The following is a 26,992-nucleotide window of genomic DNA, read 5'->3' on the forward strand; positions in this document are numbered from 1 at the left end:
TAATGAAAAGTACAATCAATCAGGAGGTGCTTTATTTTGAAATTGCGTCATCTTCTTTTAGGAGCAGGACTTGGCATTTGTACGGCTATAGTTGTGAAACAATATGTGATGAAACCTTATATTTCGTCAGAAAAAGCGCTTCGAATCGTAAAATCCGCTTTTAAGCAGCGGGGGCCGATTGACGGTTCATGGATTTACACCCAGCCTGAGCCTTACAAGGTGAACGGAGAAACAGTACAGGTCTACAAAACCGGCATTACACGATCAGCTTTCGGGGAATTAGAACAGTATGACGTCATGGTGGATGCAAAAACGGGAGAAATTGTAGATGTCATTGATACAATTGCCTCTTAACATCGGACAAGCGTAAAATAAAGGCCGCTGCCCACGCAGCGGCTCTTTTTTTATATCGCGCGAATCGGTTTGTATACCGGATACCACATCGCGTCCTGCACAGCCTGGATAATGTCTTCAGGTTCTTCCGCCGCGACGCCTTCCTTGATTGCGGTTTTAGCGACTTCAACTGCGACGGTTGCCGATACAGTCCGCAAATCTTCTACTTTCGGGAGCATCGGTGCACCAGGCACCCCGACATTTACCATGCTTGCGATCGCCCGGGCACATGCTTCAAACATGCCGTCAGTTATTAATTTTGATTTGGTGACAATTGTTCCAAGCCCGAGACCCGGAAAGACAAGCGCATTGTTCGCTTGACCGATATGGTATGTGACGCCGTTATATTCTACCGGCGGGAACGGGCTTCCTGTCGTAATTAGCGCACGTCCTTCTGTCCATTCGAGTAAATCCTGCGGTTTGGCTTCAGAGAGTGTTGTCGGGTTTGACATCGGCAAAATTGCCGGACGTTTAACATGTGAAGCCATTTCTTTTACAACTTCTTCAGTAAATGCGCCAGAAACCGTTGATGTCCCAATCAGAATCGTCGGTTTCGCCTGCCGGACCACTTCAAGGAGATCAATGCCTCCGCCGTCTCCGTTCCGCTGATAACCCTTCACTTCATCAGCCGAACGGGCATAAGGCTTCTGGAAATCAAAAAGCTGATCCATATCATCTGTTAGCAGCCCATTTCGGTCTATGCACCAGAAGCGCCGGTATGATTCTTCCTCACTCACTCCTTCGCGCACGAATGCTTCCCGCAGCTGTTCAGCAATTCCAATTCCTGCTGTCCCCGCTCCGAATACGACGACTCTGTGATCTTTCAGCGGTACTTTAGACGCTTTTGCACAGGATAAAACTGCTGCTAATGAAACAGCGCCTGTACCTTGGATATCATCATTAAACGTACACACTTTATCTTTATAGCGATTCAAAATGCTGCGCGCATTTTTCGCTCCGAAATCTTCCCAGTGCAGCAATGCGTTTGGAAATGTTTCTCTCGCAAGCGCCACATAATCATCAATGAATTGGTCATAGCGTTCCCCGCGCACTCTGGAATGCTGGTTGCCGACATAAAGCGGGTCGTTTAAGAGGCTCTCCTGATTTGTCCCCGCATCTAAAACGACAGCCAGCACTCGGCTCGGATCAATGCCGGCAGCCGCCGTATAAACTGCCAGCTTGCCGATAGAAATCGCGATTCCTCCGACGCCCCAGTCACCGATTCCTAAAATTCCTTCCGCATCAGTGGCAACAATTAAATCAATCGTATCGCTTTGATCTTTATACTGTTTAAATGCTTCTTTCATACCGTCCGGGTCATCAATTGAAAGATAGAGACCTCTCGGCTTTCTGTATTCATGGCTGTATCTCTGGATTGCCGTTCCGACTGTCGGTGTGTAGACAATCGGTAGCATTTCCCCTAAATGGTCGTTTAACAGGCGGTAAAACAGCGTTTCATTCCGATCGTGCAACGCTGTTAAATAAACATTTTTACTTAAATCATCAGGCTGTGCGGAATATTGTTCGTACGCTCTTTTCACCTGATCTTCAATTGTTAATACCTTTGGCGGCAGAAAGCCTTTTAAACCGAGTTCTTTTCTTTCTTCTTCAGTAAAAGCAACACCTTTGTTCAAAAAAGGAACAGAGAGTACTTCAAGGCCTCTTAATGTTGTTTGAATATCTCCTTCGTTTGTTACTTTAAATTGTTTCACCCTGCCTCTTCCTTTCTGAGCATAATTAATACTAGGTTTGCATTATTAGCCGGAAAACATGCAGGGTAAACCTAAAAATATGCTATTAGTTGATTCGCTTGATTGACTCTTTGATGCTTCCCTCTTCATCCCATTTAAGCGCGCGATATTGGGCATCATGATAAAAAATAAACCATGCGTCTTTTTCCGCTGCGAATGACTGCCATTTCTGCTTTTGCGGTATAGAGGTCATCGGATAATCATCGTAAGCCAGCACCCATAGCGGGTTGCGGTGGGCGTGTGTCGGCATCAGATCTGCCATATGTACTGCGGTTTCACCCGCATCCTCGCATATAAGAATACTGTGGCCCTCACTATGGCCTCCAGTGTGGTGCAGCGTCATTCCCTCTGTGATTGTTAAGTTGTCTTCAAAGGTTTTGACTTGGCCGGCAACAGCCTCCCAGTTTTCTTTCCAATATGTATTTTTCGATCGGATATTCGGATGGCGCATTTCATCCCATTCAATAGCTGATGCATAAATCACTGCATTTGGAAAGACAGAGACGAGCTGTTCTCCTTCGTATTCCGTTAAACCGCATGCATGATCGAAATGAAGGTGTGTCATCGCAATCACGTCTATATCAGCAGCCGTTAACCCGAGTCCTGCCAAGGATGTTTTTACATTCGACTCTTGTGTCACGCCATAGTTTCGTTTTTGTTTATCAGTCAGCTTGCCGGCCCCAATTCCCGCGTCGACAATTATATTCAGCCCGTCCTTTTGTATGAGGATAGGGTCTGTCCGTAGTTCAATCTGGTTTTTTTCATTGACTGGATATTTTCTGGACCATAATGGCTTCGGAACGACCCCGAACATGGCGCCTCCATCCATATGTGTCACACCTCCGTCAAGCCAGGTCAATGTGATATTTCCAACTTTCATTGTTTCCATTTTCATCCCCCCTGTCATCATAGTAGCAAACGGTCCATAAAAAAAACAGACTCCTGTCGAGAGTCTGTTTTACGTTCTCCATTCAACCTCAGCCCGATAAATCGGCTGGCCGAGTGCTGAGAATTTTTCTTCGTATTCTGTCATAATATTGCCTTCAAGATTGCTGTTATGCAAATCGAGACTGACATATGTCAGCAGCAGGCCGTACTCAGAGAAGCTTTTCAAAGAGTACTCAAACAAGCCGCGGTTGTCTGTTTTAAAATGAATCGCTCCGTCTTTCCCCATTACTTCTTCATATTTTTTAAGGAAGTGGGAATACGTCAGACGGCGTTTTTCATGACGGTTCTTCGGCCAAGGATCAGAAAAGTTTAAGTAAACCCGATTGACTTCACCTGGCTCAAACACATCTGTCAGCGTGTCAGCATCTATATTCAAAAGCTTTACATTCGGCGTTTCACTGTCTTTTACTTTTTGGACGGCTGTCACGATGACGCTTTTAAATAACTCAATACCAATATAATTAATATCCGGATTTTGTTTGGCCATTCCAGAAATGAATTGTCCTTTTCCTGTTCCAACCTCGATATGAATCGGATTGTCGTTGCCAAACACTGTGTTCCATTTTCCTTTATAATCAGCAGGATTGCTGATGGCAATATGTGCGTTCTCAGCCAAAAAGTCATCAGCCCAAGGCTTATGGCGCATTCTCATATGATTGACACCTCTATCTATTATTTCGACTAACAACATACCATGAATTAAAAGGACCCGCAAGATCGTTTTTCCAGTGTGTCTTTTAGGGCCGATGACATAAAAAAGGAGGCTCCCGTCTGCCGGAACACTCCTTTCACATGCATAAAAACACTCTATTTTGAACAAATTAACCCGTATGATACTGAAGGGATGTGTACCGTTATGGGTTTACAATATGAGCATCAAGTTCATTTATTGAAAGATATATTGACTGACCATCAATTGGACTGCTGCGGAACCGTTGCCGAGTACGAGCAGCTTGAGCGTGTGATTAAATCGCTGATGGCAAACACCGAACTAGATTCAAACTTCAAAAACGTGCTGGAAGATGTGTACCGCTACAGCCAATCAGGAATATCGTCCAAATCCATTGACTCACACATACAAGAGCATCAAAACAGTCTGACTCAGTGGGTAGAGAAAATGGATTCGTATTCCTGATTATTCAACGATACGTTTCATAAGCATGTGCAGTTCTTCCATTGCATCATGAAACTCCTTATCATTGCCTTTTGCTTTATGCCACGCAATGAAAGTAATTGTTTCAGCCAACACATACCAAGCCATTCGCAACCGCAGGCTTTCTGTTAATTCAATGCCGTACATGCCCAGCCAGCTCTCCCAAGCTGGCTTTTCGACGTAATGGTATAGCAAGGGCCCGAGATCCATGGCCGGATCAGCAATCATGGCGCCGTCCCAGTCAATTAAATACAGCTGGTTGTCTTCAGACAATAGCCAGTTATTATGATTGACATCACAATGGCAAACGACTTTTTCACCGAAATGCACTTCATGCAGATGTTCTTCTAAGTATTTGATCCCTTCTTGAATCAGCGGCGAAGATTGCTGCACAACAAATACAGCCTGCTTCAGCTGAGAAAGAAGAGCACCCGGGTCCAGCGGTTCTTTTCCAAGTCTCTTCAGCATGTCCAGCAAGGCTTTTGATGTGTGTATTTTACGAAGCAATTCAGCAACGGACCGTCCGCTCATATCTTTAGGCTTCAGCTCTCTGCCGGTCATCCAGTGCTGGGCCGTAATAACATCTCCATTTTCCATCCGTTTTGTCCAAACCAGCTTCGGAACAATGCCTTCGGCGGATAAAACAGCTAAAAAAGGTGAGCTATTACGTTTTAAAAAAAGCTGCTGCCCGTTATGTTTCGCATAATATGCATCTCCTGTAGCTCCTCCGGCGGGGAAGATCTCCCAATCGCTACCTAGTAATTGTCCCAACCAGTTCATATCAATGTTCAACCCATCATTTCTTAAAATATTTTAGAATAAAGGCTAATCGTCTCCAGTATATCCAGCGAGTGCCTTTTTCGTACGAAGCGTATGAAAATAAAAAAGACAGCTATTGAGAGTCTCATATGCTAATCAATAGCCGTCCTTTAAATTTTAGCGCTATAGCCCAAACTTCGTCAAGCAAAACTCTTAAGATCTGATGCTAAATATAGAATACCGTTCCGAGCAATCGCTTTCTTGATTTCTTTCAGGTCAAGCTGAAAACCTGATGGATCTTGGCTGCCGTCCATTCTGAATTGTTGCAGCTGCAAAACATATATTCACACCTGCGAGATCCCCAGTGACCGGCGCCCTTTTATCTGCGCCCGAATTATCCGAATATGAAAGCTTGACAGCAGCTGAGCTGCGGCAAGCTCCCAGCCCTCCATGATAACAAAGTGAAATTATCAAACGTGTGCCACGTTTGGAGATCCATTTTGCCGCCGCTGGATGCTCCGACGGCGTGCCAGTATTTCTCCCCAGCGGAAAAGCGGCCGTTTCTCTCTCAAGCTGAAACGGCGGTTTCAAGATTTCTTTTTGTTCAGCAGGAATCAGTCATCGATATACGCTTTAAATCTGCGGCGGATGCTTTTTCTTCAATCCGTTTATGTTTTGATCTTTAGGGGTGAAGGACTCGATGCCAGACGAAACGGGGTGGTACCCATGATTTCTCCGTCAGCATGGAATGGAATTTTCCCCTTCGTGTAAAGCGTAATATCTTTTGCTTTAAACATCGTAACGCCGTCCATCTTTGTATGTTTTCCAAACGCCATCAGACATAAAAGCCAATACTTTTTCAAAAATGGCTGATTTTCAACGATCACGATATCAAATGCTTTCTCGCGCGGATTTGCAAGCGGAGCCGCCTTCATGCCGCCTCCGTAAAACGGATGGTTGGATACAATTGCAAACCAGACATCATGAAATTCTTGTGTCTCTCCTTCCATTGTACAAGCTAACGAAAACGGCTTAAAGGTCGCCGAGGCATGCAAATGGGATAGCGGATACACAAGAAATCGAAGGCGGAGAAAAAGAAAGAATCGCCGCAGCGGAAATTCCATCGCCTTTTTATTGACATATGCGTCAAACCCGATTCCGATATGATTCATAAAATAAAGAAGCTGTGATTTATCCTGAAGGAAATGAACGCTCCCTAAATGAAAGGTTCTGGTTAACGGACGTTTTAGCTTTTTGATTTCCTGTATCAGATCGATTTTTTTAATCGAAAATCCTCTCGAAAAATCATTGTACGCGCCCGCTGGCACGAAGCTCAATTCAATATCATCAACATCTTTCAGCCCGTTAACAACCTCGTGCATCGTTCCGTCTCCGCCAATGACGATCAGGCGCTTGAGTTTATATTCCTGTATCGTTGAAATCTGCCTGGCGAGCACCTCAGCATGTCCCGGATGTTCAGTTAAAAAGGAGCGGTGCTCGACCTTTCGTTTGATCAATTCCTTTTGAATCGACTTCCAAACACGCAGTCCGTTTCGATGACCTGCTGTCGGATTAATAATAAAAAACCAATGGCTCATCTCTCTCACCTGCTTATGTTATGAGGCAACCGCTCAAATCGTTCTCTTCTACTCCAGCCACTCTTGTCTACGATAGGACTCAGACATGCAGTAAGACAACAGAGCCTTTGCAGCTTTCACCTGATGATGTTTAATCGGTGCAGTATTTTTCTTCTGCCGCTCAATCCATTCCTCCGCGTTTCGCTTATCTGCTATTTCTAAGCCGTACGGCGGTTCCGGGTAATCGATGTATGACGATCTGCTCAGAAGCAATTTGCGAACCGGAATCTCAGCCTGTTTTTCCTTTACGATCTTTGAGACAACAGAGTCGGTTCGAAACAGGCTCAGGCCCGGATTTAACACTGATGCAGTCTGAGAGGCTGTTTTCTTCTCCCAAAAACGATTTTTAGACCCTATGTACACACTGTCTTCCTCCGCTTCTAAAAAAGAAACGCAATAAATCTCGAGAGGGGAAATAATCACAATGCTTAACTCAACCGCCGCCTGCTGAATTTGCAGCACAGGCTTATACATAATGAAATAAGAATCAGGCAGCTGCTGAGTCAGATAACGCAATATGCGGTCCTGTTTCACCTGATTTGAAAGACGAGATATGTCTGAAAGAGTAGAGCTTGCCCATTTAAGCTGAAAGTCATATAAATGTCTTTTATAAAAAGACGCCAGCGCCATCCTGCTCTGCGGCAGCCTTACATGTATATCTTCATCTTCTTCAAACCATTGGTGTTTCTCTTCTTGTATATCGGCTTTTATCTCTTCTTTTCTTCTTTTCAATGAAAATTTTTTTCGTTTTTGTTCTGGTTCAGGCTCTTCGGCACCGGCTTGCCTTTTTTCATGCTGGCGCTCTGCTGCTTCTAACAGTGAATGCCAGCGCTCTTTTTTCAGCCGTACAAACTGGTTGATATAGTGGTAAGGATCTAGCTCATATCTCGATATATAATCATGAATTTTAATGATTTGTGCCATGTTCGTTTCTCCACTCCGCAATGTATTAAGATAAATGAAATTTGAATAGTTCCTCATATTTTGGTGACCGGTTTAAGTGTATTCGAAAGAGCGAAAACCTCTGGGCCATCATTGAAACCTCGCCGCGTTCAAATGGAACATGTGTCGGAAACCCTGCTTCACCTGTCCATTTTCTAGCCAGCGTCATATGGGGATGATACGGTCTTTTTTCCACTTGAAAATCGGCTTGAAGAACAGCCTGTTTTGTCTGTTCCCGCAACATGTCAAGCGTACTGTTTTTCTTTGGCTCCAGATGTAAAACACGTGGTCTTCTGCGGTCGCCGAATACATCTATTTGGCCAAACTCGATCGGAAACGAATCGGTTTCTGAAGCAATCGCAGCTAGTGAGCCTTCAAGCTGCTTGATTTGTGTCTCATCCGCCGCTCCGAGAAAAATTAATGTGATATGGTAGTCAAGCGGGTGTACCCATTTTTGAAACGTCAAAGCCGGCTCGTTTTTCGCAGCTTGGTAAATGGCATTCGCAATTCCCTCAGGAATAGGAACACCGATGAAATAATGAGGCCGTATATCCGGCATCCGTCTGACACTCCCTTCTCTGACAGCTATTATTTTATCAATAAAGAGGCTGTGCGAATAGAGGAACAGTGTATGAAAACACTCTCCTACAAACGTTTATTATGTTAGGATATTATATGACACTTGTTTTATTCAGAAAGGAATGACAATGTTGAAAATCGTTAAAAACACAGCAGAACTGATAGGAGACACACCGCTTGTGAGATTGAATCGGCTTCAGCCGGAAAACGCGGCTCAAGTCTATTTAAAGCTTGAATACTTCAATCCAAGCGGCAGTGTGAAAGACAGAGCTGCTTATCATATGATTATAGAAGCAGAACAAAACGGTTTGCTTAAGCCGGGCTCAGTCATTATAGAGCCGACAAGCGGAAATACCGGAATCGGGCTCGCCATGAATGCAGCTGCACGCGGCTACAAAGCGATTTTAGTCATGCCTGATACGATGACGAAGGAACGGATAAACCTGCTAAAAGCTTACGGTGCAGAGGTTGTATTAACACCCGGAGCGGAAAGAATGCCAGGCAGCATTAAGAAAGCGAAGGAGCTTGCCGAACAAATTCCGAACAGCTATATACCAATGCAGTTTGATAATACCGCCAATCCTGACGCACACCGAAAAACAACGGCTCCTGAAATTGCCCGGGCAATAGAGGAAATCGGAAAACCGCTCGGCGCTTTTGTAGCATCTTCCGGAACGGGAGGAACCATTACAGGAACAGGTGAAGCGCTCAAAGAGCTTTTTCCTGATATTACGGTTCATGTTGTCGAGCCTGAAGGTTCACCTGTATTATCTGGAGGGAAACCCGGCGCCCATAAGCTTGTTGGGACGAGTCCAGGTTTTATACCTCCGATTTTAAATCAAGATGTATATGATGAGATTATCAAAATTTCTGATGAAGACGCCTATACGACGACAAGACGCCTTGCCGCTGAAGAAGGAATCCTTGTCGGACCTTCTTCAGGCGCTGCCTGCTTCGCGGCAATCGAAACAGCGAAACGCCTCTCTCCTGACCAAGTTGTGGTTTGCATGACTGCCGATACAGGGGAACGGTATTTATCAACTGATTTATGGTCATTAGTTTAAAAAAGGACTGGCTTCCGCAGAAGCCGGTCCTTTTATTTCGCCAGTTCATAGATCGCCTGCGCATATAACGCTGTCGATCTGAGCAAATCATCAATTTCGATATATTCATCCTTTTGATGTGCACTGTCAGGGCGTCCTGGGAACAGAGGGCCGAAAGCGACACCGGCTTTTAAAGATCTGGCATAAGTCCCGCCGCCGATTGAGATTAAATCAGCTTTTTTACCGAGCTGGCTTTCATAAACCATTTGCAGAGTTTTGACTAACGGATGGTCTGCTGATACATGATGCGGCTTGCTGTCCTTGAAATCTCCCAGCTCAAATTCAGATGCGCTTTCAAATACATTACGGATCACTTTGCTTTCTGCGGTCACAGGATAGCGGATATTGATCCCTAGCTTGCCTCCTTGCCCTTTCGAATAACGAAGTGTTCCGACATTTAATGTCAGCTCTCCGCTAATGTCATCCTCACAGTCGATATTTAGTTTCTTCCCTCTCGTATCGTCTGAAAACTTGTCTGTTACAACGTGCACAAACTGCTGTCCTGCTTCGTCAAGCTTAGTCTGCTGCAAAAATTCACATAGTAAAAGGCCGGCATTAATTCCATTATTCGGTTCCATCGCATGGCAGGAAACCCCGAACATACGCAAAATGAGCTGGCCGTTCTCTATTGCAGCTTCACCTTTTTGATCTGTCGTGTGAAGCATGTTTTTAAACGAAGCAAGAATTTCTTCTTTTTTCGGTCCTTCAATGACAGCTTCCGCAGCGTCAGGCACCATGTTCAAGCGGAGGCCTGATTGAAATGAGACAAGCACTGCTTCTGAATCGGATTGGATTGAGCGAAGCGGGATGAATAATGAAGCATCAATGATTCCTTTTTCCGCGTTAATAATCGGAAAATCGGCATCCGGCGCAAACCCCATTGCCGGCATTTCTTCATGCTTGAAATAATGCTCCACACATCTCCAATCGCTTTCTTCATCAGTTCCAATAATAATTCTGACACGCTTGGACAGGGGCAGATTCATATCTTTTACAATTTTCAGCGCGTAAAACGCCGCCATCGTCGGACCTTTGTCATCAATAGCGCCTCTTGCATAAATCCGTCCGTTGCGTATATCCGCTGAAAATGGATCACTCGTCCAGCCGTCCCCTGGCGGCACAACATCAACATGGCAAAGTACACCGACAATCTCATCGCCCTCGCCCCATTCAATATGTCCTGCGAAGCCGTCAAGGTTTTTAGTTGTAAAGCCTTCTTTGTCTCCGAGCTCCAATAGTGACGTCAAACTGGCATTTACTCCCTCCCCAAACGGTTTGCCGGGTCCTGCGGTTGTGTCATCCATTACACTGTTGATTCTCAAAAACTTCTGGGTATCACGAATTAAATCTTCTTTTTTCCTGATCACTTCAACTTCCCAGTTCATAACGTTCCCCTTTCCGCAAGAAACCACTTGCAAAAACTAAATAAAACGAATAATATTAATGTGATTTTGTTAAATTGTTCGTAATTGGAGGATACTATGTTTCATCTAAAAGAGCAGCAAACATCCATAAAGCAAGAAATCATAGCAGGGCTGACAACCTTTTTCACAATGGTCTATATCGTCGTGGTTAACCCAGTCATTCTGGCTAACGCCGGGGTTCCTTTCGACCAGGTTTTCACCGCAACGATTATTGCCTCCATTGTCGGGACGCTGTGGATGGCCCTTGCAGCAAATTATCCGATTGCTATTGCGCCGGGCATGGGCTTGAACGCTTATTTAGCCTTTCATGTCGTAAGCGCAAGCGATGGCGGAATCACATACGCTACAGCGTTCAGCGCTGTGTTTACAGCAGGGGTTCTCTTCATTATTTTATCGTTAACGCCTCTAAGAAAACAACTTATAGAAGCGATTCCAAACAATTTAAAATACGGGATCACAACAGGCATCGGGCTGTTTATCGCTTTTATCGGTTTGCGGCAGGCCGGAATTGTGGCAGCTGATGAATCAAATTTGGTTACACTCGGTAATTTACACTCACCAGGTGTAATTTTAACACTGATCGGGCTTTTGCTCAGTGTGGTTCTGATGGTTTTGAATGTCAGCGGAGCCTTATTTATCGGAATGGCGGCGACGGCTTTAATCGCCTTTTTTACCGGCCAGCTGCATTTGCCGAAAGGGCTTATGTCTCTCCCTCATTTGCCGGACGGGCTGATCATCGCAAATCCGTTTTCCGCTTTTGGAGACGTCATACATCATGGCCTGTACGCCGTTGTCTTTTCTTTTCTATTGGTCACAATTTTCGATACGACCGGCACAATGATCGGTGTTGCAGAGCAAGCTGGGCTGATGAAGAACAACAAGCTGCCAAACGTGCGAAAAGCGCTGCTTGCTGATTCAACAGCGACAACAGTAGGCGCTGTTTTCGGCACAAGTCCAACAACGGCATTTATCGAATCTTCCGCTGGTGTCGCAGCCGGAGGAAGAACAGGGCTTACCGCTTTGACTGTTGCGGTGCTGTTTGCAGTTTCAATGTTTTTCAGTCCGCTCGTCAGTGCCTTATCCGGTATCGCCGCTATCACCTCTCCTGCTTTGATTATCGTCGGCAGCCTGATGATGAGTTCTGTTTCTCATATCAAATGGAAAGAAATGGATGATGCGTTTCCTGCGTTTCTCGTTATTTTGGCCATGCCTTTGACATCAAGCATCTCTACAGGAATTGCGCTTGGGTTTATTTCATATCCAATCGTTAAAGCAGCGCGGGGAAAATGGAGAGAGATTCATCCGCTCGTTATTGTTTTCGCTATTCTGTTTTTCATCCAGCTGTTCATTTTATAACCTGTACAAAAACCCCAAACGTCAGCGTTTGGGGTTTTTATGTAAACAATAAAGAAATAGCGGCCGCTATATAACAGCAGGCAGAAAATGCATAGTGCAGCGTGTTAATACAGCTTTTTCGGGCTCGGTAGTACTCATCACTTTCCTTATCGGCGCCGATTAAAAAAGGAGCATCCATGATCTTGTCAAACATAAGCGTTAGAAGAAAACGGCATACACCTGTATACACCAACAGCGCAATCAGCTTCAGCCCAATCGGGAAGACAACTATTAGAACGGTGAACGCTGACAATAACATGTACATGTGCCTCATATACTCGCCATTCCTCAGCATGACTTTGAAAAACAACTCCTTATAGCCTGTACAGATTGTTCTTTTTTTAAATATCCTTCTTGAATTCCGGTATAGGAATGGTTTTCTTCTCATCCTGTCTTTCACCTTCGGGACCCCTGTCTCCTGGCTCATCATCATCACAAGTCCAGCAAGCGCCAACTTGCTTTTTTTCTCTTCAATCACCTCTGCTTCGAAACCCGAGATTGAAGCTGCCTTTTTTAAACCGCGGCCAAATGCGAAAATCAAAAACAAAATGCCAATGAGCGCAAGCAAACGCCAATCACTAAAAGCGATCAGGACAGCAGAACCAGAGAAAAGAACGGCTTTGAGAAGAATACCGCCAATCCATCTCGACATGGTGCGCGGCCACCTGATCCTGTCTTGCTTCAAGGATAAAAAGAATATATGGAGACCAAACAAATAACACAATAGAGCAGCGCTTTCTGCCAGCGTAAGGTGAACAGAATGACCGATAAAGGGAAAAACAACGAAAAAGAGCAGCAGCCATTTAGCCAGCGTGACAAAAAAAGAATACACTAGCGCAAACCGTTTGAGCTGATAGATCATCTCTTTCTTTTGCAGCAAAAATACTTTGTCCGCTTCCATTACAAACGTATGAATTGTGCCTGTACACACGATCAACGCACACACAGCGTACAGCCATCTCCATTCTATTATCTCCGACCACTCATAAAAAAGGCCGCTTCCGTTCAGCAAATCAACATACTGATAGATGACGAAAACAAGCGCCGGCAAAACAATGTAGAGAGCAACCGTCCAGTCTATGACCGCATGCATCACCTTAAACTGATATCTGTAATGGTCAAACAGCCTTCGAACAAACAGCGCTCGCCCATTCATGATCGATCACCTTGAACCGCCTTATAAAAACAATCAAGCAATGACTGCCCCTCTGATCCAGTCTGTTCCTGAATATCTTTTAACGTGCCTTGGAGAAAAACAGATCCTTTCTCAATCATGTAAAAACGATCGCACATTTTTTCTGCGGTATCGAGTACATGCGTGCACATGAGGATGCCGGCTCCCCTCTCTTTTTCAGCTTTAAGCATGTCCACAAAACATTTCGTTGATAATGGATCAAGGCCGATAAATGGCTCATCGATCACATACATATCCGGTTTAGAAAGAAAAGCCTGGATCAGCATCAGTTTTTGCTGCATGCCTTTTGAAAACGTGACAGGCAGTTCATGCCGAACGTGGTCAAGCGAAAACGTCTGCAGCAGGCTTTCGGCACGCGAAAATTCATGCTCTCCAATACCGCGGAGCGTGCTGATCAGATCCAAGTGCTCCCATAGCGTCAGCTCTTCATAAAAGGCCGGATGTTCAGGAATATATGCAAATGAACAGTCGTTCCAGGCAATATTCCCTTTAAAGTCTTCTGAAAGGCCGAGTATCGCTTTGATCGCGGTGCTTTTTCCGGCGCCGTTAGCCCCGATTAACCCGACCATCTCTCCTTTTCCGACTTCCAAAAAAACATCAGCAAGAACTTTTTTTCGGCTAGTATATCCTGCCTGTTCAATTGAGGCCTCAAGCAATTTTGTCAATTTTCATCCACCTCCAAAATTTACTACGAAAAAGAATAAAAAAAGTTCCTGTAACCATAATAATATTGTGTCGAAATACATAGTAATCCAACAAGGATGGCCGCACAGCTTAAATTGGAAAAAATTTAATAGAAGTTATCTCTAGATTCATCACTGCGGTATCGTGTATAATAAGGGCGAATTATCTAAAAACTTCACATGTCTGCCTTAGTTGTAATTTTGTACGCAGTTGATAGTCGTGAGTTGTGGTTAGTCAAGTCCATCCGATCTTATGATAGGGAGTGGTTTTTTGAAACCTTCAACAAACCGTATGCTAACTCGAATCAAATCAGTTTATATGTTTATACAAGAAAAAGGCCTTGTGACAACACAAGAACTGGTTGATGAATTCGGCATTACACCTAGAACGATTCAAAGAGACTTAAATGTGTTGGCATATAATGATCTTGTTCATAGTCCAAGCCGTGGCAAGTGGGAGACAACGAGAAAGAAAGTAAAGATTACATCATAAATTAAAAAATTACATAGGGCCGCCTGCGCGCGGCCTGATAAATACAGGGTGACGAAACTTCTGACCCTTGTTTTTGCGTGTTTATAAATAAAAAAATCCCGCATGGAATGCGGGATTTTGTCATCTTTATTCAGCGTGATTGAAAACTTTTGATGTCTAGGAAGGGCGAGCATAGGAGCAGACTTTCACAGGAGGTGATGACGGCGGTGTTTAGGCAGGACGCCTAAGCATGTAAGCTGCCGTTCCTTTCATCATTCGTGAGCACCGACGCACAGGCCTGACAACGAATGCAAGAGTTTGTCGACACGCTGAAATCCCGCATGGAAATGCGGGATTTTTCATGCCTGCGGTTCATTCAGACACGCAAGCTCTTCTTCTGTAAGCTCACGGTATTCTCCTGGCGCAAGAGCAGGGTCCAAGGAAACCGGCCCCATCGAAAGCCGCTTCAAATATATCACTTCATTGCCGACAGCCTTTGCCATCTGCTTAACCTGATGGTATTTTCCTTCTGTAATCGTCAAATATATCACGGTATTGCCGCTATCGTTTGCTTTGATTTCCGCTTTTGCCGGCTTTGTTTTATAGCCGCCTTCTATGTAGACACCCGCTTCCAAATCGGACATGTCCTCAGATGAAATCTGTGATGTTAAATGGACTTCATACGTTTTTGGAACATGTTTTTTAGGCGATAGAAGCCGATGTGCGAGCTGTCCGTCATTTGTGAGCAGCAAAAAGCCCTCTGTATCCTTATCAAGCCTGCCTGCCGGAAATGGCTCAAATCTCATCTCTTCCGGCGTCAACAGATCAACCACTGTTTGCTGGCGGCTGTCCTCCGTCGCCGACAGCACTCCCTGCGGCTTATTCATCATGAGATAAATGAACTCACGATAATCAACCGGATCTCCGTAAACGGTAACCTCCTGAGCAGCAGGATCAACGTGTGTCTTTACGTCTTTGGCCATTTTGCCATCAATCATGACGGCACCCGCCTTCACAACGGCTTTGACCTCTTTTCTTGAACCATATCCGCTGTTGGCAAGCAGCTTATCAAGCCTCATCCCTAATCTCTCCTTTATAAAAGAAAGCCCGCAGCATGCGAGCTCTCCGTTTCTTATGTTTTGTTCATCGGCCGGCATGTTTGCCTCTCTTTAAGAACCCGGGCAAACGCCGTCCCACTATTTTCTGCAAAAATCCTAATCGGTAGCTGCAATATAAATAAACAGCTCCGCCAACAGCCGCAGCGATCACCACAACTGCTGCAGCCTGCACCTGGCCATCTTGGTAAGAAATGAAGAAACTTAATACCCATTGGACGATTTTCACAGCTATACCCATGATGGCTGACAAGACCAGCATCAGAACAGTCCGTTTGATTAATATGTTATACGAATAGCCTGCATGGCGTTTAATCATGATAAATCCGTATAAAAGCGAAGCGATATATCCAAGCGCTGTCGCTAAAATCGCACCGTCAGCCTGCATCAGCTTGATCAGCGGCACATTCAGCACAAGCTTAATTACGACGCCGATCACAAGGCTGACAACCGCAAATTTTTGTTTATTGATGCCTTGCAGGATAGCTGCATTAACCGTAAATAAAGAGAACAAAATCGCAACTGGTGAATACCAGAGCAAAATGTTTGCCCCCAGCTCAGGATGAAGGCTCTCTGATCCGTAAAAGAACGTATACGTCGGTCCTGCCAATAGGGAGATCCCTACAACAGCTGGAATGATTAAAAACAGGATCGTCTGCATCGTTTGATTGATCTGCTGATTCAGCAGCTTGTAGTTTGCGCTTGTAAACGATTCAGTAATCGTTGGAATTAATGTCAGACCGAAAGCCGTTGCAAGGGAAACCGGAATCATCACGAGCTTCTGCACATACAAGGTAAGAATCGCCAGCATATCTTGGCTGATGGCCTGATGGCCGGCTTCAATCATCGCTTTGTTAAATGTATTTGTATCAATATAATTATACAAAGGGATGGCTAGTCCGACAAAAACGTACGGAGCGGCATAGCTGAACAGTTCGAGAAACATTTTCTTATAGCTTAAGTTTGCTGTCGGCCCCGTATTCGGCATCATCGCCAACAAGCCGCCCTTCCGTTTGTTCCAATACATATACAGCACAATCAGGCCTCCGAAGGCGCCTATCAGCGCTGCGAAGGTTGCATAGCCGACAGCGATCACAAGACCGCCGTTAAAAACCTTCAAAATCAAGAAAGTCGCACTCAATAAAAAGATGATCCGGACAATCTGTTCAACGACTTGGGAAACAGCTGTCGGCCCCATCATTTGGTGCCCTTGGAAGAAACCGCGGACAAGGCTCATAATCGGCACGACCAGAAGTGCTAAGCTGACCATGCGGATGACATAGACAACATGATCAATGGTCAGGCCGTTATTATCCTTTCCTCCCAGCGATATTTCCGCAAAAAACGGAGCGGATAAATACAGGATGAAAAAGGCAACCATTCCTGTGACAAGCATAACCGACATGCCGGCCTTGAGCATTTTTCTGCTTGTTTCATAATCCCCTTTGGAATTATATTTGGAAACAAATTTAGAAACGGCCGCGGGAAATCCCATCGTAGCAATATTCAAAAATAAAGTATATTGGTTGTATCCATATTGAAATAATGCACCGCCTGTCGCCCCGACCATAATGCTGAAGGGAATTAAATAGACCATTCCCAGAATCCGCGATATATATGTACCGAGCGTTAATACAAACGTGCCTCTTAACAGTTTGCTTGACATGTTTCTTCATCACCATTTTCTACGAAGATTCAACTTTTCTATTTTACCACAACTGGGCATTTAGACGGTAATAAATACAAAAGCAATCTTGTGAACGATTCAGGTTCGCGGCAAAAGACGTTTAAGGAGAGGCTTTCTTTCGCTATAATAGTACTGTGAACGGAGTGTTCGCAGACGAAATGGAAATAGAAAGTTGATGATAAAAATGAAACAATATGACGTAATCGTAATCGGCGGAGGCCCTTCAGGCTTAATGGCCGCAATCGCAGCGGGAGAACAGGGCGCAGAGGTTTTGCTGATTGATAAAGGAAATAAATTAGGCAGAAAACTCGCGATTTCAGGCGGAGGCCGCTGTAATGTGACGAACCGGCTTCCTGTTGAGGAAATTATTAAGCACATCCCCGGCAATGGGCGGTTTTTATACAGTGCATTTTCTGAATTCAGTAATGAAGACATTATCAATTTTTTTGAAAATCTTGGCATTCAATTGAAGGAAGAGGATCATGGCCGGATGTTTCCTGTGACTGATAAAGCCCAAAGTGTCGTTGACGCCCTGTTAAATAGGCTGAAACAGCTTCGTGTAACGATCAGAACGAATGAGAAAATAAAATCTGTCGTCTATGAAGATGGGCAAGCAGCAGGAATTGTGACGAATAACGGCGAAATGCTCCACAGTCAGGCAGTCATTATCGCTGTTGGCGGTAAAAGTGTGCCTCACACCGGAAGCACAGGAGACGGCTATGAATGGGCTGAAGCTGCGGGTCATACTATAACAGAACTATTTCCGACAGAGGTTCCCGTCACATCTGAAGAACCGTTCATCAAGCAAAAAACACTTCAGGGCTTATCATTAAGAGATGTCGCTGTCAGTGTGCTCAATAAAAAAGGCAAACCAATCATCACTCATAAAATGGATATGCTATTTACCCATTTCGGCCTCTCAGGACCTGCCATTCTCAGATGCAGCCAATTTGTCGTGAAAGAGCTGAAAAAACAGCCGCAAGTTCCGATCAAAATTGATTTGTATCCGGATATCAATGAAGAAACACTATTTCAAAAAATGTACAAAGAACTGAAGGAAGCACCGAAAAAAGCTATTAAAAACGTACTGAAACCTTGGATGCAGGAGCGCTACCTCCTCTTCTTGCTTGAAAAAAACAGCATCTCTCCGAACGTATCTTTTTCTGAGCTGCCGAAGGACCCTTTCAGACAATTTGTAAAGGACTGCAAGCAGTTTACCGTCCTCGCAAACGGCACATTGTCTCTTGATAAAGCTTTTGTCACGGGAGGCGGGGTATCTGTTAAAGAAATTGACCCGAAAAAGATGGCTTCTAAAAAAATGGATGGGCTTTATTTTTGCGGTGAAATTCTGGATATCCACGGATACACAGGAGGATATAATATTACCTCGGCCCTTGTAACCGGAAGGCTTGCCGGACTCAATGCCGGCCGCTTCGCCCGCTCTTGACCGCCTTTTCAATTTGTTTCCAAACGCTGAATATTTGAAAATTCCCCGCATTCATGGTAGGGTGAGACTTGTTTTGTTTCACCTGATTGCGGGGTAATTTTAAGAGAGGAATGATCTGCCAGCGTACGACCATACTAAGCCTGCGAGCAAATATAGGCGTACATAAAAAATTTAGAGGGTGAGAATAGTTGAAAAATATATCTAGTGTATTTTGGATTGTGATTGTAATCACAGCTGCCGCTGTATTGTGGGGCGTTGTATCTCCTGACAGCCTGCAAAACGTATCCCAATCCGCACAAGCATTTATCACCAATTCGTTTGGCTGGTACTATCTTTTGGTTGTTTCATTATTTGTCGGGTTCTGTCTCTTCTTGATTTTCAGCCCGATCGGAAAAATTAAACTCGGAAAGCCCGATGAAAAACCGGAATTCGGGTTATTATCATGGTTTGCCATGCTGTTCAGCGCAGGCATGGGAATTGGCTTAGTATTCTACGGTGCGGCTGAACCGATCAGCCATTACGCAATTAGCTCTCCATCAGGTGAAACAGAAACCCCCCAAGCCTTTAGAGATGCGCTCCGCTATACGTTTTTCCACTGGGGTCTGCACGCTTGGGCAATTTATGCCGTTGTAGCATTATGTATCGCTTATTTCCAATTTCGAAAAGGCGCTCCAGGATTGATCAGCAGCACGCTATCACCGATTCTCGGTGATAAAGTAAACGGCCCGATCGGCAAATTGATTGACTGTATTGCCGTTTTTGCCACAGTTGTCGGCGTAGCGACAAGTCTTGGTATCGGAGCGACTCAAATCAATGGCGGATTAAATTACTTATTTGGGATACCAAATAACTTTCTCGTTCAATTGATTTTAATAACTGTTGTTACGATCATTTTCTTGGTTTCTTCGTGGAGCGGACTCGGTAAAGGCATGAAGTATTTGAGCAACACCAATATGATAATAGCCGGACTGTTAATGCTGTTTGTTCTGTTCGTCGGGCCTACAATACTGATTATGAACTCATTTACAGACTCAATCGGACAGTATATCCAAAATATCGTGCAAATGAGCTTCAGACTGGTCCCATACGATCCTGGAAAACGTGAATGGATTAACAGCTGGACGATTTTCTATTGGGCATGGTGGATTTCCTGGTCTCCATTTGTCGGCATCTTCATTGCCCGGGTATCCAGGGGACGGACGATCCGAGAATTTTTGATCGGTGTTCTGGTAACACCATGTATTCTCGCGTTCCTATGGTTCTCTATCTTTGGCGTATCGGCTATGGATCTTCAGCAAAGTGGCACATTCAATGTAGCGAATCTGTCAACTGAAACAATGCTGTTCGGAACACTTGACCACTATCCGCTGACGATGTTGACATCTATTTTGTCATTGATCTTGATTGCTGTATTCTTTATTACGTCTGCTGACTCTGCAACATTTGTACTCGGCATGCAGACGACATACGGCTCTTTGAACCCAGCCAATTCAGTAAAATTCAGCTGGGGTATCATTCAATCTGCAATGGCTGCTGTTCTCTTGTATTCCGGCGGACTTGCCGCCTTGCAAAACACAGCGATTCTGGCAGCACTGCCGTTTTCTATCGTTATTCTGCTGATGATTGCCGCTCTCTATAAATCGCTCTCAAAAGAACGAAGAGAGATCAAAAAAGCGGAAAAAATCGATAAACCAAGAAGTCCAAGAGTGAAAAAAGCATACTAACAATAAAAAGAGCTTTCCGCCCTGGCGGAAAGCTCTTTTTATTTGCGATATAATATAAGGGCGGAAAAACAGTAAAGCTGCTCACCGTCTGGGTCGCACGCCGCCGACACCGTATATTTGATATCAATTAGCTGCTCCTCCGATATCCCTTTTAAAAATGAATTGATTTCCGTTTGTAAGTCTTTTTCATGCTCTTCATCAAAAACTGCTACCTTCATCATCTTATCCGCTCTCCTTTCTCTATCAATCTATTCCTGTTGGAACAGCGTTATGATAGAGAAATGATCATCATCTCATATTTGAATAAATCCCCCTTTATAGGGTGAACGGCGCGTGAAGTGTTGAACATGCACTCTCCTTTCTGTTCAAAATAAAAGCAATCGGCATCACGGCGATTGCTTGTTGACTCTCTCGGCTTCTCAATTAAAGCTGGCCTTCATTTCTTCGACTGATTCGACCTCAAAGCCTAAATCATTCAGCATTTTATGGTCCTCCGTCTCCTCTTGTCCGGCAGTTGTTAAGTAATCACCGACAAAAATAGAGTTAGCGGCGTAAAGCCCTAATGGCTGCAATGAGCGGAGATTGACCTCTCTTCCTCCGGAAATGCGAATTTCTTTCGACGGGTTGATAAAACGAAACAGCGCCAGCACTTTTAAACAATATAATGGGTTTAATGCGTTAATGCCTTCTAAAGGTGTGCCGTCAATCGCGTGCAAAAAATTCACCGGAATGGAATCCGCGTCAAGCGCCTTTAAGCTTTTGGCAATATCAATCACGTCCTGTTTCGTCTCCTTCATCCCAATAATGGCGCCTGAACACGGAGACAGTCCCGATTCTTTGGCGATTTCAACCGTATTGACTCTGTCATCGTATGTATGTGAGGTCGTGATGTTTGGGTGGTTTCTCTCTGATGTGTTCACATTATGATTATAGCGATCTACTCCGGCTTCCTTGAGCCGCTTCGCCTGCTCTGGCTTTAATAGTCCAAGACACGCACAAACCTTTAGTCCATATGTCTGTTTAATATCCTGCACCGCGTCTGCGACCTGATCCACTTCTTTATTAGAGGGGCCTCTGCCGCTTGCCACGATGCAATACGTGCCGATATTCAGTTCGTGCGCGCGCTTTGCGCCTTCTAGAAGCGTTTCCTTATTCACCATCTGATAAGCCTGAATCGGCGCTTTTGAAATCACTGACTGTGAACAATAGCCGCAGTTTTCCGGACAGAGTCCAGATTTCGCATTCATAATCATATTGAGCTTTACTTTTTTACCGTAAAAGTGTTTTCTGATTTGAAAAGCTCCGTGCAGCAAAAGAAAAATATCTTCATCTGGACAGTTTAATATAGAAAGCGCTTCTCCGTTGGTCACTTCTGCTCCAGCAAGCACCCGGTCTGCGAGTTCCATCCATTGATTCATTCTCATACCTCCACTTGATTCATAGTAATCATAATGTAGAACCGTTTTGCTTTCATCGATCATACTTGCATGAGATGACCTATGTATAGAGTGTGCGCTTCATCTCATGGCAGGGAATCAGCCGTTCTCCGCCGGACATATGCTTTCCGCCATCATCATCTGACACTGTAAAATGTTTCTTCTTGTATATCGAAAATCACTTCCTGTCATTTTGTTAACTATTTAAAAAAAAGGTTAACAATTAAAATACTATTATTCACACATGATTCTGTCAATATAAGATGTCTTCTTTATGTCCATATTGCTGAGGGCATTCTCATTTATTATCAGCTCCAAAGTCGTACAACAGTATTGGAGGGTTAAGCAGTTTGATATTGTCATGCTCACCGCAGGCGGCTTCGGCACTGCGGCCGTTTATATATGCGTTGTATTTCAAACAGCAGGATGCAGGATATGCCGCAACACAAGGCCTCTCTATGGCATTTATCATTTTGATCATCAGCCTTTGCACGCTTGCGTACGTTAAAGAAATGGGCTGAAAGCCGGCCGCAAAAAACGCATTTAGTTGCGGCAGCTGCACTCAGGCAATCCTTGTTGATGGTCACGCTGTTTTTGACGCTGCAAAAATACTTTATTGTCAGCTTTTTATCCAGAGCGGTAAAGAGATCATATGAAAGGAAGAAGCCATATGAAAAAGATTACATTTATCGGTGCAGGGAGCACGGTTTTCGCTAAAAATGTTTTGGGAGACTGTTTGTTAACAGAAGCTCTTAATGGCTTTGAGTTCGCTCTTTTCGACATTAATCCAAAACGCCTGCAGGAATCCCAGCTCATGCTCGAAAATCTGAGAGACCGCTATAATCCAAGTGTGGCGATTAATAGCTACGATGACAGAAAACTCGCCTTGCAGAATGCAAGCTATGTCATCAATGCAATTCAGGTTGGGGGGTATAAACCGAGCACAGTCATAGACTTTGAAATTCCGAAACGGTACGGGCTTCGTCAGACAATTGCCGACACAGTCGGCATCGGCGGGATCTTCAGATCACTTAGGACCATCCCGGTTTTATTTGATATCGCAAAAGATATGGAGAAAATGTGCCCGAATGCGTGGTTTTTAAACTATACCAATCCTATGGCTTCTCTTACAGGCGCTATGCTTCGCTATACAAATATCAAAACAATCGGGCTCTGCCACAGTGTTCAAGTATGCACAAAAAATTTATTTAAAGCTCTCGGAATGGAGCATAGCGGGATTGAGGAGCGCATCGCGGGCATCAATCATATGGCTTGGCTGTTGGAAGTCAAAAAAGACGGCGCAGATTTATATCCGGAAATCAAAAGGAGAGCAAAAGAAAAACAAAACACAAAGCATCATGATATGGTGCGGTTCGAATTGATGGATAAGTTCGGCTATTATGTCACGGAATCATCCGAACACAACGCAGAATATCATCCATACTTTATTAAACGAAATTATCCCGAGCTAATCAGCGAGCTGCAAATCCCGCTCGATGAATATCCGAGAAGATGCGTCAAACAGATTCAAAATTGGGAGAAAATGCGGGATGATATCGTTAACAATAAAAACCTTGCACATAAACGCTCAAAGGAATACGGCTCAAGAATAATCGAAGCGATGGAAACGAACGAACCGTTCACCTTCGGAGGTAATGTCCTGAATACAGGGCTGATTACCAATCTCCCTTCAAAAGCAGTTGTGGAAGTAACATGCGTCGCCGCCAGAAAAAAAATCACCCCGTGCTTCGCCGGAGTACTGCCTGAGCAGCTTGCAGCCTTAAACCGGACAAATATTAATACACAGCTAATGACAATCGAAGCGGCTGTCACTCGAAAAAAAGAAGCGGTTTATCAAGCCGCAATGCTTGATCCGCATACAAGCGCGGAGCTTTCCTTGAATGACATCATCTCTATGTGTGACGATTTATTTGCAGCGCACGGCAATTGGCTTCCGGAATATAAATAAAAAACTAGGGAAAATCCTTCCCTAGTTTTTTGGCTTTGTTTCGCCTTCCCAAGCCATCATGCCGCCTTCAACATTTATTGTTTTAAAGCCCTGTTCATCCAAGTATCTGCAGACATTCATACTGCGCATTCCTGAGCGGCAGATAAACACGTACTCTTTGTCTTTATCAAGGGTATCCATTTTTTCAGGAATATCGCCCATGCGAATATGAACAGCTTGCGGGATCATGCCTTCCGCCACCTCTTCATCTTCTCTGACATCAATCAAATATAATTCTTCGTCCGCCTCTATTTTTTCTTTCAAAGCGGCTGTGCTGATTTCTTTTATTTCCAAAGAGAACACTCCCATTCACAATAATCATGTTTTAGTATATCAAAGTCAGCCGGGCGATTGCTATTTCGAGCCTGATGAAAAAAATCCCCTTTTGGCAAAGGGGATTTTTTTCAAACTTAGTTTGCCACAATATTGACGAGTTTGCCAGGAACCGCGATGATTTTTCGAATCGTTTTGCCTTCAAGCTGCTCTTTGACCTTTTCATCTGCTTGAGCAAGCTGTTCCAGCTGTTCTTTCGTCGCATCGGCAGGAACCTGTAATTTCGCTTTTACTTTTCCGTTCAGCTGAACAACGATTTCAACCTCATCATCGACAAGCTTCGTTTCATCATATACAGGCCAAGCTTCATATGCAATCGTGCCAGAATGGCCAAGCTTCTCCCAAAGCTCTTCCGCTAAGTGAGGCGCGACCGGAGAAAGAAGCTTCACGAAGCCTTCCATATATTCTTTCGGCAGTTCTGTTGCTTTATACGCTTCATTAATAAAGACCATCAGCTGGGAAATACCCGTATTGAAACGAAGGCCTTCATAATGGTCTGTGACTTTCATGACAGTTTCATGATATACGCGCTCCAATGTTTCACCAGCGCCTTCAACGATTTTGCCATTAAGCTCACCGCCTTCTTCAACAAACAGGCGCCATACACGGTCAAGGAAGCGGCGCGCGCCGTCTAATCCTGATTCAGACCAGGCGATTGAAGCATCAAGCGGCCCCATGAACATTTCGTACAACCTCAGCGTATCAGCACCGTGAGAAGCAACGATTTCGTCAGGGTTGACTACATTCCCTTTCGACTTACTCATTTTTTCGTTGTTTTCGCCGAGAATCATTCCTTGGTTGTACAGCTTTTGGAACGGTTCTTTCGTCGGCACCACACCGATATCATATAGGAACTTATGCCAGAAGCGGGCATACAGAAGGTGAAGCACGGCATGTTCTGCGCCCCCGATATACATATCAACCGGAAGCCATTTTTCCAATTTTTCTGGTGATGCCAGCTGATCCGGATTGTGCGGATCAATATAGCGCAAGAAATACCAGCAGCTTCCCGCCCATTGCGGCATTGTATTCGTTTCTCTTCTTCCTTTTTTACCTGTCTCAGGATCTGTGACTTCCACCCAATCTTTTATGTTCGCAAGCGGTGATTCACCTGTTCCGCTCGGTTTGATTTCATCCGTTTTCGGCAAAATCAGCGGCAGCTCCTCTTCCGGTACAGCCGTTGATGTCCCATCTTCCCAATGGATGATTGGAATCGGCTCGCCCCAATAACGCTGGCGGCTGAAGAGCCAGTCACGCAGACGGTATGTCACTTTCTTCTCGCCGTTTTTCGTTTCTTCCAGCCAAGCGATCACTTTCTCAATCGCTTCCTGCTTGTTAAGACCGTTCAGAAAATCAGAGTTCACATGCTCGCCGTCACCAGTGTAAGCTGCTTCCTCAACGTTTCCGCCTTTCACGACTTCCTTCACCGAAAGGCCGAATGTTTTCGCGAATTCAAAGTCACGCTCATCGTGGCCTGGAACAGCCATGACCGCGCCTGTTCCGTATGATGCAAGCACGTAATCGGCAATCCAGATTGGCAATTTTTCTCCGTTTACAGGATTGACCGCATAAGCACCTGTGAAAACGCCTGTCTTTGTTTTCGCAAGATCTGTACGCTCAAGGTCACTTTTTGATTGAATGTCTTTGATATATGCTTCAACAGCTTCTTTTTGCTCAGCTGTTGTGATGTGTTCCACCAATGCATGTTCTGGAGCAAGTACTGTGTATGTAGCGCCAAAAAGCGTATCTGGTCTTGTCGTAAACACCGTAAAGGATTCAGCATGTCCATCTACAGCAAAATGAACGTGCGCGCCTTCAGAACGGCCGATCCAGTTGCGCTGCATATCTTTAATGCTTTCCGGCCAGTCAAGCTCTTCCAAGTCTTCAAGCAGCCTGTCCGCATATGCTGTAATTTTCAGCATCCACTGCCTCATTGGGCGTCTCTCGACAGGATGGCCGCCGCGTTCGCTCTTGCCGTCAATGACTTCTTCGTTGGCGAGAACTGTTCCGAGCGCAGGGCACCAGTTTACAGGCACTTCGTCAACGTAAGCAAGACCTTTTTCGTAAAGTTTTAAGAAAATCCATTGCGTCCATTTATAGTATTCCGGATCAGTCGTATTAATTTCACGATCCCAGTCATATGAGAAGCCAAGCGCTTGAATTTGGCGGCGGAAATTATCGATATTCTGCTTCGTAAACACAGCGGGATCGTTCCCTGTGTCAAGCGCATATTGCTCAGCCGGCAGGCCGAATGCATCCCACCCCATTGGATGAAGGACATCATAGCCTTGCATGCGTTTCACGCGAGACAGGATATCTGTGGCGGTATATCCTTCAGGATGACCGACGTGCAGCCCCGCTCCAGACGGATAAGGGAACATGTCCAGCGCATAAAATTTTGGTTTTTCATTATGATCAAGAGTGGCAAATGTTTTGTTTTCCAGCCAATATGTTTGCCATTTCTTTTCTATCTGTTTGTGCTGAAAACTCAAAGTAAAAACCTCCTTCTGATTGAATACGGCGTGTATGGTTCAAGTATTGACGGAAAGGAGAGGATTATATTCAGAATATTCCCAAACCAAAAAAAACTCCCTCATCCCTATAAGGGACGAGAGACTTTCGTTTTCCCGCGGTACCACCCTCGTTAGCGCGGCATGCGCCACACTCACTTGATACTTTTAACGCAGTTATGCGTCAGCGGCTTTTTACCGCTGCAACTCTGAGGTGAGTTCAGAAACAAACTTGATTGACTTTCACCAGCCGTCAACTCTCTGTAACAATATCTGCTTCTTACTGCTCCTCTTCATT

General features: G+C 44.7%; 25 protein-coding genes, 1 pseudogene and 1 other annotated feature (1 of these 27 cut by a window edge). Of the genes and pseudogenes, 9 read left to right on the forward strand and 17 right to left on the reverse strand.

Going from position 1 to position 26,992, the window contains the following annotated elements:
* Nucleotides 1–36: 36 nt before the first annotated feature.
* Entirely contained in the window at nt 37–354 is a 318-nt protein-coding gene (locus BTW01_RS00665) for a PepSY domain-containing protein (protein ID WP_162101144.1), read from the forward strand.
* Nucleotides 355–404: 50 nt separating this feature from the next.
* Here the strand turns inward: BTW01_RS00665 and BTW01_RS00670 are convergent, their stop codons facing one another.
* The 3 genes from BTW01_RS00670 to trmB form a co-directional block, all read right to left on the reverse strand.
* Entirely contained in the window at nt 405–2,105 is a 1,701-nt protein-coding gene (locus BTW01_RS00670; protein WP_162101145.1) for an NAD-dependent malic enzyme, read from the reverse strand.
* Between the two features lie 85 nt (nt 2,106–2,190).
* Nucleotides 2,191–3,033: a YtnP family quorum-quenching lactonase gene (locus tag BTW01_RS00675; RefSeq protein WP_202923580.1), complete on the reverse strand. Its 843-nt coding sequence runs from the start codon at nt 3,031–3,033 to the stop codon at nt 2,191–2,193.
* Between the two features lie 69 nt (nt 3,034–3,102).
* Nucleotides 3,103–3,744: a tRNA (guanosine(46)-N7)-methyltransferase TrmB gene (gene trmB, locus BTW01_RS00680; protein WP_162101146.1), complete on the reverse strand. Its 642-nt coding sequence runs from the start codon at nt 3,742–3,744 to the stop codon at nt 3,103–3,105.
* 204 nt (nt 3,745–3,948) lie between these two features.
* Between trmB and BTW01_RS00685 the strand changes: the two genes are divergently transcribed.
* The gene (locus BTW01_RS00685) at nt 3,949–4,227 is read left to right on the forward strand and encodes a YtzH-like family protein (RefSeq protein ID WP_162101147.1); all 279 of its coding nucleotides are present in this window, start codon (nt 3,949–3,951) and stop codon (nt 4,225–4,227) included.
* On the opposite strand, the gene BTW01_RS00690 is transcribed toward BTW01_RS00685, so the two are convergent.
* From BTW01_RS00690 to thpR, 4 genes are all read right to left on the reverse strand, one after another.
* Nucleotides 4,228–5,025: a phosphotransferase family protein gene (locus tag BTW01_RS00690; RefSeq protein ID WP_162101148.1), complete on the reverse strand. Its 798-nt coding sequence runs from the start codon at nt 5,023–5,025 to the stop codon at nt 4,228–4,230.
* Between the two features lie 647 nt (nt 5,026–5,672).
* Nucleotides 5,673–6,602, reverse strand: a complete 930-nt coding sequence (locus tag BTW01_RS00695; protein ID WP_162101149.1) for a YegS/Rv2252/BmrU family lipid kinase — start codon at nt 6,600–6,602, stop codon at nt 5,673–5,675.
* Between the two features lie 48 nt (nt 6,603–6,650).
* On the reverse strand, nt 6,651–7,565 hold the full coding sequence (locus BTW01_RS00700; RefSeq protein ID WP_162101150.1) for a hypothetical protein: 915 nt from the start codon (nt 7,563–7,565) through the stop codon (nt 6,651–6,653).
* Between the two features lie 25 nt (nt 7,566–7,590).
* Entirely contained in the window at nt 7,591–8,142 is a 552-nt protein-coding gene (thpR, locus tag BTW01_RS00705) for an RNA 2',3'-cyclic phosphodiesterase (RefSeq protein ID WP_162101151.1), read from the reverse strand.
* A 148-nt stretch (nt 8,143–8,290) separates the two neighbouring features.
* Between thpR and cysK the strand changes: the two genes are divergently transcribed.
* Nucleotides 8,291–9,226 carry a cysteine synthase A gene (gene cysK / locus BTW01_RS00710; protein ID WP_162101152.1) on the forward strand — a complete coding sequence of 312 codons (936 nt, stop codon included), beginning with the start codon at nt 8,291–8,293 and terminating at the stop codon, nt 9,224–9,226.
* A gap of 32 nt (nt 9,227–9,258) precedes the next feature.
* On the opposite strand, the gene pepV is transcribed toward cysK, so the two are convergent.
* Nucleotides 9,259–10,650 carry a dipeptidase PepV gene (pepV, locus tag BTW01_RS00715; RefSeq protein WP_162101153.1) on the reverse strand — a complete coding sequence of 464 codons (1,392 nt, stop codon included), beginning with the start codon at nt 10,648–10,650 and terminating at the stop codon, nt 9,259–9,261.
* A gap of 96 nt (nt 10,651–10,746) precedes the next feature.
* Here pepV and pbuO point away from each other — a divergent pair, with 96 nt between their 5' ends.
* Nucleotides 10,747–12,045 carry a hypoxanthine/guanine permease PbuO gene (gene pbuO, locus BTW01_RS00720; protein ID WP_162101154.1) on the forward strand — a complete coding sequence of 433 codons (1,299 nt, stop codon included), beginning with the start codon at nt 10,747–10,749 and terminating at the stop codon, nt 12,043–12,045.
* 37 nt (nt 12,046–12,082) lie between these two features.
* On the opposite strand, the gene BTW01_RS00725 is transcribed toward pbuO, so the two are convergent.
* On the reverse strand, nt 12,083–13,240 hold the full coding sequence (locus tag BTW01_RS00725) for an ABC transporter permease (protein WP_162101155.1): 1,158 nt from the start codon (nt 13,238–13,240) through the stop codon (nt 12,083–12,085).
* Entirely contained in the window at nt 13,237–13,944 is a 708-nt protein-coding gene (locus BTW01_RS00730; protein WP_162101156.1) for an ABC transporter ATP-binding protein, read from the reverse strand. Before BTW01_RS00730 ends, BTW01_RS00725 begins: the two co-directional genes overlap by 4 nt.
* A 289-nt stretch (nt 13,945–14,233) precedes the next feature.
* On the opposite strand from BTW01_RS00730, the gene BTW01_RS00735 reads away from it, so the two are divergent.
* The gene (locus BTW01_RS00735) at nt 14,234–14,455 is read left to right on the forward strand and encodes a DeoR family transcriptional regulator (protein ID WP_003152337.1); all 222 of its coding nucleotides are present in this window, start codon (nt 14,234–14,236) and stop codon (nt 14,453–14,455) included.
* A gap of 338 nt (nt 14,456–14,793) precedes the next feature.
* Here BTW01_RS00735 and BTW01_RS00740 read toward each other — a convergent pair whose 3' ends face one another.
* Together BTW01_RS00740 and murJ are read right to left on the reverse strand one after the other, a co-directional pair.
* Nucleotides 14,794–15,513, reverse strand: a complete 720-nt coding sequence (locus BTW01_RS00740; RefSeq protein WP_162101157.1) for a pseudouridine synthase — start codon at nt 15,511–15,513, stop codon at nt 14,794–14,796.
* A gap of 64 nt (nt 15,514–15,577) precedes the next feature.
* Nucleotides 15,578–17,215: a lipid II flippase MurJ gene (murJ, locus tag BTW01_RS00745; protein ID WP_162101158.1), complete on the reverse strand. Its 1,638-nt coding sequence runs from the start codon at nt 17,213–17,215 to the stop codon at nt 15,578–15,580.
* Between the two features lie 205 nt (nt 17,216–17,420).
* Here murJ and BTW01_RS00750 point away from each other — a divergent pair, with 205 nt between their 5' ends.
* A complete protein-coding gene (locus tag BTW01_RS00750) occupies nt 17,421–18,683 on the forward strand; it encodes an NAD(P)/FAD-dependent oxidoreductase (protein WP_162101213.1) in 1,263 nt (420 codons plus the stop codon).
* A 188-nt stretch (nt 18,684–18,871) separates the two neighbouring features.
* On the forward strand, nt 18,872–20,407 hold the full coding sequence (gene opuD, locus BTW01_RS00755; protein WP_162101159.1) for a glycine betaine transporter OpuD: 1,536 nt from the start codon (nt 18,872–18,874) through the stop codon (nt 20,405–20,407).
* A 38-nt stretch (nt 20,408–20,445) separates the two neighbouring features.
* On the opposite strand, the gene BTW01_RS00760 is transcribed toward opuD, so the two are convergent.
* From BTW01_RS00760 to BTW01_RS00770, 3 genes and pseudogenes are all read right to left on the reverse strand, one after another.
* Nucleotides 20,446–20,628 (reverse strand): sporulation protein Cse60, encoded by a 183-nt coding sequence (locus BTW01_RS00760; RefSeq protein WP_162101160.1) that lies wholly within the window; start codon nt 20,626–20,628, stop codon nt 20,446–20,448.
* Nucleotides 20,629–20,826: 198 nt separating this feature from the next.
* Entirely contained in the window at nt 20,827–21,825 is a 999-nt protein-coding gene (gene bioB, locus BTW01_RS00765; protein ID WP_162101161.1) for a biotin synthase BioB, read from the reverse strand.
* 88 nt (nt 21,826–21,913) lie between these two features.
* Nucleotides 21,914–22,013: pseudogene (locus BTW01_RS00770) on the reverse strand (6-carboxyhexanoate--CoA ligase); the annotation flags it as partial.
* A 180-nt stretch (nt 22,014–22,193) separates the two neighbouring features.
* On the opposite strand from BTW01_RS00770, the gene BTW01_RS00775 reads away from it, so the two are divergent.
* Both BTW01_RS00775 and melA read left to right on the forward strand, forming a co-directional pair.
* A complete protein-coding gene (locus BTW01_RS00775) occupies nt 22,194–22,364 on the forward strand; it encodes a hypothetical protein (RefSeq protein WP_202923581.1) in 171 nt (56 codons plus the stop codon).
* A gap of 149 nt (nt 22,365–22,513) precedes the next feature.
* Nucleotides 22,514–23,812: an alpha-galactosidase MelA gene (gene melA / locus BTW01_RS00780; protein WP_162101162.1), complete on the forward strand. Its 1,299-nt coding sequence runs from the start codon at nt 22,514–22,516 to the stop codon at nt 23,810–23,812.
* Between the two features lie 21 nt (nt 23,813–23,833).
* On the opposite strand, the gene BTW01_RS00785 is transcribed toward melA, so the two are convergent.
* Entirely contained in the window at nt 23,834–24,145 is a 312-nt protein-coding gene (locus BTW01_RS00785) for a rhodanese-like domain-containing protein (protein WP_162101163.1), read from the reverse strand.
* 116 nt (nt 24,146–24,261) lie between these two features.
* A complete protein-coding gene (leuS, locus tag BTW01_RS00790; protein ID WP_162101164.1) occupies nt 24,262–26,676 on the reverse strand; it encodes a leucine--tRNA ligase in 2,415 nt (804 codons plus the stop codon).
* A gap of 109 nt (nt 26,677–26,785) precedes the next feature.
* Nucleotides 26,786–26,992: a binding site (T-box leader), on the reverse strand; it runs 8 nt beyond the window's last position.

This window comes from Bacillus sp. SKDU12, from assembly GCF_010093085.1.
GTDB classification, from domain to species: Bacteria; Bacillota; Bacilli; order Bacillales; family Bacillaceae; genus Bacillus; species Bacillus mexicanus.